Below are 1,400 nucleotides of genomic sequence, written 5' to 3'. Positions count from 1 at the left end.
GGGTCTAAATCGTTGGATGGGTCTGTGTCTAATTGGTTTAGTATTTCTGGCTCTTTTTCGGTTAAATCGAAACTGGCAAAGCCATCGGCATCATCGTCACAGACTTCTAATGGGGTGGGGTCTGTTATTTGTGGGGTTGGGTTGACGATAAGTTGTAGTTCTACAAAGCTTGCACAGTCGGTTGCGATGGTTGAGCTTTCTATTCGTACATAAATGGTTTGCATGTTAACCACAATGTTATTGTAAATGCCTGTGATGGCATTAATGTTGTTTTCTGCATCGGCCATGGTTTCATGGTAAGTGATGACTAATCCTGCTGTTACTCCACAGGCCACTTCGTTATCGGCTTGGGTTAAATCGAATTCTCCGAAACCATCGCTGTCTGGGTCACAGTATTCTAATGGTGTTGGGGTACAGGCTACTGGGGCTTGCTCGACTTGTAAGGTTAGCGTTGTTGTATCATAACAGCCTGTGTTTACGTCTTCTACTCGTACAAAAATGATTTGTCCGTTTACTGTATTTGTGTATACTGGGCCTATTGGGTTTACTTCATTATCTGCGTCTAGTTGGGTTTCATAATAGGTGACTTGATAATTTGGATTATTCCCTGATATTTCTGCATTTTTAATGGTTAGGTCTATTTGTGTAATGCCGTCTGGTACGTTATCATCACAGACTTCTAATGGTGTTGGGACTACTGGTACTGGAATTGGATTTACTATTAAATCAAATTCGCTTGTATTTACACAGCTTGTGGTTGTGTTTTCTACTCGTACATGAATTGTTTCTGGATTACTCATGTTTAGATAAGGGCTTATTAAAGCGCCTGTTCCTGCTGCTGCTTCTGCTGCGGTTAAGTGATAGGATATGGTTACGTCTAATTGGCCATTTGCTATTTCTGCATCTTTTGTTGTTAAATCAAAGCTTTCTTGTTCGTCGCCCGTATTATTATAATCACATAATTCGTAGTCTGTTATTGTTGGTATTACTGGTAATGCATAAACTATTAGGGTTAATTCTACTGTATCTGAACAGCCTGTAGTGTTATCTTGTAAGCTCGCTATTATAACTTGTGAGTTCGGTGTTGTATTGGTGTATAATGGGCCTATTGCGCTTGTTCCTGCGTCTGCATCGGCTTGTGTTTCGTAATAGGTTACACTCATGTTCGCTTGACCATTTATTATTTCTGCGTCTTTAACGGTTAAATCGAATTCTACTAGACCGTCTGTGTCGTCATCACATAATTCTAATGGCGTTGGGGCTGTTGCTACTGGTAATGGGTTTACCATTAATTCTAATGTCCCAATCACAGATACGCAGCCTGTTACTGTGTTATCTAAGCGTATGTATATTGTTTGATTTACTGGTGTTGTATTTGTGTAAGCTGGTCCTATTGCGTT

Annotated in this window: 1 pseudogene; it reads right to left on the bottom strand. The window is 40.1% G+C overall.

What is annotated here, in order from left to right:
* Positions 1-1,400: pseudogene (locus tag ACVC08_RS02145) on the bottom strand (hypothetical protein); the annotation flags it as partial.

It is taken from the genome of Pontimicrobium sp. MEBiC06410, from assembly GCF_053601615.1.
This window is presented reverse-complemented; position numbering and strand designations above follow the sequence as displayed.